We start from the raw sequence: 1,740 nt of genomic DNA, 5'->3' as shown, positions 1-1,740 counted from the left end.
GACTTCAGGTCGAGCAGCGCCTTCTTGATGGTGCGCAGCGGGACCGCGCCATACATCGAGAATTCCGCCATCGGGAACGCTTCGACATAGAAGGGCTGAGCCCCGCTCAGCACCAGCCCGTAATGGTGCGACTTGTGGCAGTTGCGGYCGAGGATCACGATATCGCCGGGAGCGACCAGCGCCTGCAGAACCATCTTGTTCGAGGTGCTGGTTCCGTTGGTGACGAAGAACACGTGCTCGGCGCCGAAGGCCCTCGCAGCCATGTCCTGTGCCCGTTTGATGTTGCCCGTGGGCTCCAGCAGGCTGTCGAGCCCGCCCGTTGTCGCGCTGCTCTCCGCCAGGAAGAGGTTGATGCCGTAGAACTGCCCCATGTCGCGGATCCAGGGCGAGCGGAAAACAGATTTGCCACGCGCGATCGGCAGCGCGTGGAAGGTGGCGATCGGTCTTTGCGCATAGCGCTTGAGATTGTCGAAGAAGGGKGTCTCGAAGCGSGCCTGGATGCCCTCCAGCAGYGAGAGATGGAGTTCGAGCGGCTCCTCGATCTGGTACATGACCCGCCGGATCATGGCTGCGCGGGGATCGCCGGCGAGCTTTTCCACCCGGCGATCCGACAGAAGGTAGATGTCGAGTTCCGGCCGGATCGCCTTCAACCCCGCAGCSAGGCGCAGCGACAGGTCGGCCTCGTCCGCCTCCTGCAGCAAGGGTTGCTGGGTGGCGAGCACATTTCTCAGCACCGATGCGTCATGGCGAGAGCGCAGCGCGAAGCCCTCATAGATCGCGACCGCTGCAATGTCGGGGTTCATCACCGCGGCGCAGACAGCGTCCTCGAGACTTCCGACCAGCACGGATTCATAGATGAAGGCATCTTCCTGCCGTCGCAGCCTGCGGAACTCGCCGGCRATRTGSGGCCAYCGGGCGGGCGGCGCGGGCGATACGATCAGCAGYTCGAAATAGGGCCGATGCGTCTGGGTTTCGCCAAGTGCCGGCGGCAGCAGATCCGCGGGTTCGGGGAGGGAGAGATCGGCCGCCTGCCGTTCGCCTGCGTCATGCTTGTAGTTGCCTGTGATGATGTCGACCGAGATGCGCTTCGCAAGAGCGAGAAATCCGGCCTTGTCCTCGTTCCTGAGACGTTCGCGCAGCGCCGCGATCAGCTCCGTGCCGGGAAAGGCATGGAACTCCTCGAGCACGCCGAGGTCATCGAGGGCCTGCTCGACGGCGCCCCGCTTTGCGTCTCCTTTGGCCCAGGACCTTGCGATGGAATGAAGGTCCCGCCACCGATCATGGCGTCCGGACGGCGCGGAGAAGAAATGGTCGATCGACCGCGCATCTTTGGCAGCACTGGACATTTCCGAATCCCTCCCGGTCGGCGACCGCCTGCGGGCGTGGCCGCGCCCGCGCCATCTGGCGCAGAAAACCCCAGGCTGAGAACAGCACATCGGGGGGCGTCGGCGTATTGTCCTTAGGGACAGGTTCTTGTTGGCAGGAATTCGCTAGAATTCACGGGGTAGGTCGGAACGCATTGCGATGTCCTGCGTGGGTTAGTCGCGAATTGAGCGTGGAGGCTTTGATGATGAGCAGGCTGATCACCCTTGCAGCGTCCGTCGTAATGGCCGCCGCGGTTCTTGTCGCATCAGCTACCGCGCAGACCGTCGGAACAGCGAACTCATGCAACAAGATCAATGGCTGCATGTGGGATTTCATCTACGAGAACCAGATGATGAAGCAGAGCGGCCTATTGAC

General features: G+C 62.8%; 1 protein-coding gene. It reads right to left on the bottom strand.

Annotation, left to right across the window (positions count from 1 at the left end; translation table 11 throughout):
- On the bottom strand, positions 1-1,346 hold a 1,346-nt coding region (locus AC1D34_RS37290; protein ID WP_476826989.1), incomplete at its 3' end, for a PLP-dependent aminotransferase family protein.
- Positions 1,347-1,740: the final 394 nt, after the last annotated feature.

Source organism: Allobosea sp. P1_A7 (assembly GCF_056406775.1).
Note: the sequence above shows the minus strand (reverse complement) of the source record. Positions and strands in the feature narration are given on the sequence as shown.